This window comes from Azospirillum sp. B4 (assembly GCF_000333275.1).
Lineage (GTDB): Bacteria > Pseudomonadota > Alphaproteobacteria > Azospirillales > Azospirillaceae > Nitrospirillum.
Genome location: NZ_BACU01000249.1, coordinates 1 through 5,094, shown reverse-complemented (window position 1 = coordinate 5,094; position 5,094 = coordinate 1). Strand labels below are relative to the sequence as shown.

Below are 5,094 nucleotides of genomic sequence, written 5' to 3'. Positions count from 1 at the left end.
CGTGACAATTTCGGATTTTACGGAGCCGGTACGGGCACAACTTCTCCCGTAATGCAATGTCATGTTGCGGCATGCACTCTCCAGTGGAAAGCCCATGCCGCAGCCTGTCTTGAACTGGCAGCACCGGAAGGTCGGGCCGCCGCCGGCGGGCGATCTCCGCCAGTTGCCGGCCGTTCAGGCCGGGCAGGCCGACGTCGGTGATCAGCAGGTCGATCTGGCTGGACGACTCAATGACACTGAGCGCCGCGCGCCCCTCCGCCGCGTGCAGGGCGGTGTAGCCCAGCTCCTGCAGCACATCCAGGACCAGCAGGCGCACGGACTCGTCATCCTCCACCACCAGGACGATCTCGCCCGCGCCCTCCGGCGTCTCGCCAGTACCGGACAACCCACCGTCGCGCGCGTCCTGCCCGACGTCACAGGGTAGGTAGAGCGTGATGGCCGTGCCGCGCCAAGGCTCGCTGTCGATGCGCACATGGCCGCCGGTCTGCTTGACGAAACCGTAGATCATGGACAGACCAAGACCGGTGCCCTGGCCAATGGGCTTGGTGGTGAAGAAGGGCTCGAAGGCCTTGGCCACCACGTCGGGCGGCATGCCCATGCCGGTGTCGCTGACGCGGATCATGACGTAATCGCCCGCCGAGAGGCCATCATGGCGGGCGGCATAGGCACGGTCCAGCGTGGCGCGGCCGGTTTCAATGGTCAGGATGCCGCCATCGGGCATGGCGTCGCGGGCGTTGATCGCCAGGTTCAGGATGGCGCTTTCCAACTGGTTCACGTCGCTGCGCGCCGCCGCCAGGTTTTCCGCCATGGTGACACGCAGCTCGATCTGCTCGCCCAAGGTCCGGCGCAACAGATCCTCCATCGACCGCACCAGGGCGTTCACATCAATGGGTTTGGGATCCAACGTCTGCCGCCGGGAGAAGGCCAGCAGGCGGTGGGTCAGGGCGGCGGCGCGCTGGGCCGAGGCCATGGAGGCGTCCATGAACCGGTCCAGGTCGTTCAGCCGTCCCTGGGCGATGCGACGGCGCACGATGTCCAGGCCGCCGATGACGCCCATCAGCATGTTGTTGAAGTCATGCGCCAGGCCGCCGGTCAGCTGTCCCACCGCCTCCATCTTCTGGGCTTGGCGCAGCTGCTCTTCCGTCTGACGCAGGATATCGGCCCGTTGCTTGTCCTCGGTGATGTCGCGGCCGTAGGCGTAGACCAAGTCGCCTTCCTTGGAGGTGTTCCAGGATATCCAGCGCAGACTGCCATCCTTGTGCAGCTGGCGGTTTTCGAAGTTGGTCAGGTTCTGATCGTGGATGGCGCCCATCAGCGCCTCCGCCGTGGGCTCCACGTCCTCGTCGTGAACGAAGTCCTGCAGTTGGCGTCCACTCACCTCCTCCGGGTCATGGCCCAGGATGGACGTCCAGGAAGGGCTGACCGCGCGGCAGACGCCGTCGGCGCCGATGATCACCAGCAGATCGCGTGAATTGTTCCAGACGCGGTCGCGTTCCCGCGTCCGCTCCTCCACCCGCGCCTCGAGCGTTTCCGCGAACTGGCGCAGCTTCTCCTCCGCATCCTTGGAGGCGGTGATGTCGTAGATGACGCCGATGAAGCGGCTGCCCGTCCGGCCCGCCGGCTGCTGCGGGCCCATGGTCACGTGGCCGGAGTCCCGCTCCCGCTTGCCGTCGCGGCGGTGTTCCCCGCGTTGCGCCAGCCAGCGGATCTCTCCGGTGTCGGGGCGGACGATACGGAATTCGCGATAAGGCTCCGCCGTCTCCCCGGCCTCCATGCTGGTGATCAGGGGAGCGTCATCGGGGTGGACCACGCTGTTCACCGTGCGCACCGGCAACGCCGTGGTGGGATGCAGACCCAACAGGCGGCAGAACTGTTCCGATACCGAGACGGTGCCGAAGCCGCTGATGTATTCGAAGGTGCCGACCCCGCCGGCGGTCTGCGCCACGCGCAGCTGTTCCTCCACACGCTTCTGTTCGGTGACATCGGCCAGCACGCCCCGGAAGCGGCGGGCGGTGCCATCGACCTGACGGTCGGCGGCGCCCCGGGCGGAAACCCAACGCACCGTGCCATCGCGGCCAACGACGCGATAATCCTTGGAGAAGACGTCGGCGCCATGCATCACGCCCGCCACCGCGATGCGGATACGCATCCGGTCATCGGTGTGGATGGAGTCGAAGAAGGCGTCGGTGGGCATGCCGTTGCCGGCGTCGATGGGATCCAGGCCATACAACTCGGCGAAGCGGGCGTCCGCATACAGCCGGCCGCCGGCCACATCCCATTCCCAGGCGCCGGCCGTGCCGCCCACGGCCTGGGCCAGGCGGGCCCGTTCCTTGGCGTTGGCCAGAGCCTGCCGGCTCGCCGCCAGTTCAGCCTCCACCTCCGCCCGCGCCAGCGCCATGGTCTGGTCGCAGTGGGTCCAGAGGAAAAAGGGTGTGGCGCCCTGGGCGTCGACCACCGGGGTTAGGCGCAGGCGGTCCCAGAACACGGTGCCGTCCTTGCGCACCACCCGCAGGTCGGCGGTCAGCGGCCGGTCGGACGCCAACGCCAACTCGATGCCGGTGAGGATGGCGGGGTCGGCGTCAGCCGCCGCCAGGAAGCCGAAGGGATGGCCGGTCAGTTCCGCGAAGCTGCGGCCCGTCAGGCGTTCAAAGGCGGGATTGGCGAAAACCAGCGGCTCGCCAGGGCGGCGATGATCGGTCACCGTCAGGGGCATGCCTGATTGGATCAGCGTATCCAGCAAGGGGCCGCACAGCGCGCGCAGCTCCGGCAGCACGTCACCGCCCCGCTCCACCATGACCAAAGCCTCCGCCCGGCCGCTCATGTCCGCGCCCTCCCGCTGGTCCGCCGGATTGCTCGGCGGATGGAAGCATCACCCCACATCGCTATCAGTTCCCACCACACGGGCAATGAACTCACCGATCAGTTCCTTCAGGGACTGCAATGACGGCAGATCCATCAGCATGGCGATGTACCCACGGATATCGCGGCCGCTGATGGCGAAATTGATGTAGAGGAACAGGACGACGCCCGTGTCGTCCGCCTTTTCCGACAACTCGAATAGGATTTGACCGTCGCCGCGCAGCACCTGGGGTAACGACATGCTCAGCGGCCGCTGCAGGATGTTGGCCATGGTGGCGAGACAGCCGTTGAGGACGACGTTTCCCGTCTCGGCCAGCGCCTCCTCCTCGATGTCCAGCATCTCCGGCGCCGACAATTCGTCATGGGTGACCGCGCGCACCAGCTCCAGGCTGTTGGACTCCGGAAAAATCAACAGGGCGCGGCCACTGAAAGCGCCGGCGAAGTCCTGGCGGACGGCCACCAACTGGTCGCTCTCCCGCTCCCGGATCAGGGTGACGGCCAGGCGGCGGTCCACCACCTCCACCGATGGAACCGACAGCGTCACCTGGCTTCCCACCATCTTGCGCAGGCTGACCGCGGCGCGGCTGACGCCGATGTTGACCAGTTCGGTCAGGGCGTCGTTTTCCAGGTCTTCCAGGATGGTGGCGTTGTGGGTCATCCGTGCACCGCGCGCAGCTTCAGCGCTGCGCCGGACAGGAAATCGCGAATCCCGTCTTCGGTGATGGGTTTGCTGACGAAGGTCGCGTTGGCGGCACGGGCGCGGGCGATCACCTCGTCCTGCACATTGGCGGTGGCCAGCGCTATGGGCATGTCGGGATAGCGATGTCGCATCTGCTCCGCCAATTCCAGGCCGTTACGGCCCGGCATGTTGAAGTCCAGGACGGCGAGGTCGATCCGGCCGTCGCGCAGGATGGCCAACGCCTCGTCCGCGTTGCTCGCCTCGATCTTGGCCCAGCCGGGCTGCAACGCCGCGATAGCCTTGGCCACGACAATGCGCGCCAGTTTGCTATCGTCGACGATTAAGACCGTAGTACCCATTTCATCCATCCTGCCCAAGTCGTCCAATCTGCCTATTATCGTTACCGGCAAGTTATCGGCCTTTCCGCAGCCGGCCAGCACCATAATATGTATAGCGCGGCCCCAATAATCTTGTCTGCGAAAGACTACGGCCTGGCGGCCAAACTGGGTATGACCCAGTCGCGGAGAAATATATCTTCGGCCATACCGCGTACAGAAGGCCGAAAAGCGAGCAAAACCTGAACCACCGCGCCGTGCAGGTGGCGGCACTGGCTGACATCGATTGCAGACTCCGGCGCGTCTTGCAGGGCCGACACCAGGGTTTCCGCATCCTCCGCGACGCAGGCGCCCTCCAGACGGATCAGATTTTTTTCCGTGACCACCGCCATGGGTCAATCCTCCCCCGGTGTCGCCGCGGCGGCGATCAGGCCGGGGACGTCCAGCACCATCAGCAGGTGGCCATCCCCCAAAAGAGTTGTGCCCGCCAGGCCCGGCATGATGGACAGCAGCCCCGTCAGCGGGCGCAGCACAACATCCCGCCGGCCAACGAAGGCGTCGACCTCCACCGCCACCAGATCGGCACCCATGCGCATCACCACCGCCCGCCGCACCCTCTCGCCCCCGGTTGTTCCTGACGGCAGTCCCAGCAGATCGGCCAAGGCCAGCAGGGGCACCGCCCTATCGCGCAGCACGAAGGCACGGCCGGCGCGAATGGGCTGGACGCGGGCCTGGTCGACACGCGCCGTCTCCACCACGCCGTCCATGGGGATGCCATACCGCTCCCCGCCCACGGACACCACCATCACCTTGGTCAACACCAGCTTCAGGGGCAGGATCAGGCGAACCGTCGTGCCCACGCCAGGTTCGCTGTCGATGCCAACGCTGCCCCCCAGGCGGGCCACGGCAGCGCGCACCGCGTCCATGCCCACCCCGCGTCCTGACAAGTCGGTCACGGCCGCCGCGGTGGAGAAGCCGGGGCGGAACACCAGGTCCAGCACCTGCTCATCCGGCAGGGTATCCAGCACGCGGGCAGGCATGAGGCCCCGTTCCGCCGCCACCTGCCGGATGCGGGCCGGATCCATGCCCCGGCCGTCGTCGGTCACCTCGATCACCACCTGGTCGTCGTCACGCCGGGCCACCAGACCGATCCGCGCCCGCGCCGGCTTTGGCAAGGCCGCCCGCTCCGCCGCCGGCTCGATGCCGTGGTCTATGGCGTTG

General features: G+C 66.8%; 5 protein-coding genes. All 5 read right to left on the bottom strand.

Annotated features, from left to right (window positions below):
- Positions 1 to 2,821, bottom strand: a 2,821-nt coding sequence (locus tag I55_RS10580; protein WP_083901008.1) for a PAS domain-containing sensor histidine kinase, incomplete at its 3' end; no start/stop codon positions are given.
- Between the two features lie 48 nt (positions 2,822 to 2,869).
- Positions 2,870 to 3,517 carry a chemotaxis protein CheX gene (locus tag I55_RS10575; protein WP_044560510.1) on the bottom strand — a complete coding sequence of 216 codons (648 nt, stop codon included), beginning with the start codon at positions 3,515 to 3,517 and terminating at the stop codon, positions 2,870 to 2,872.
- Complete coding sequence (locus I55_RS10570) at positions 3,514 to 3,897, bottom strand: response regulator (protein WP_044560511.1); 384 nt, start codon at positions 3,895 to 3,897, stop codon at positions 3,514 to 3,516. Before I55_RS10570 ends, I55_RS10575 begins: the two co-directional genes overlap by 4 nt.
- A 125-nt stretch (positions 3,898 to 4,022) precedes the next feature.
- On the bottom strand, positions 4,023 to 4,265 hold the full coding sequence (locus tag I55_RS10565) for a hypothetical protein (RefSeq protein ID WP_044560509.1): 243 nt from the start codon (positions 4,263 to 4,265) through the stop codon (positions 4,023 to 4,025).
- Between the two features lie 3 nt (positions 4,266 to 4,268).
- Positions 4,269 to 5,094: chemotaxis protein CheA (locus tag I55_RS10560; RefSeq protein WP_044560508.1), on the bottom strand; the 826-nt coding region annotated here is incomplete at its 5' end.

Bases quoted from the DNA above. Each gene is read 5' to 3' on its own strand.
- I55_RS10575 (WP_044560510.1), bottom strand. From the start codon at position 3,517: ATGACCCACAACGCCACCATCCTGGAAGACCTGGAAAACGACGCCCTG.
- I55_RS10570 (WP_044560511.1), bottom strand. From the start codon at position 3,897: ATGGGTACTACGGTCTTAATCGTCGACGATAGCAAACTGGCGCGCATT.
- I55_RS10565 (WP_044560509.1), bottom strand. From the start codon at position 4,265: ATGGCGGTGGTCACGGAAAAAAATCTGATCCGTCTGGAGGGCGCCTGC.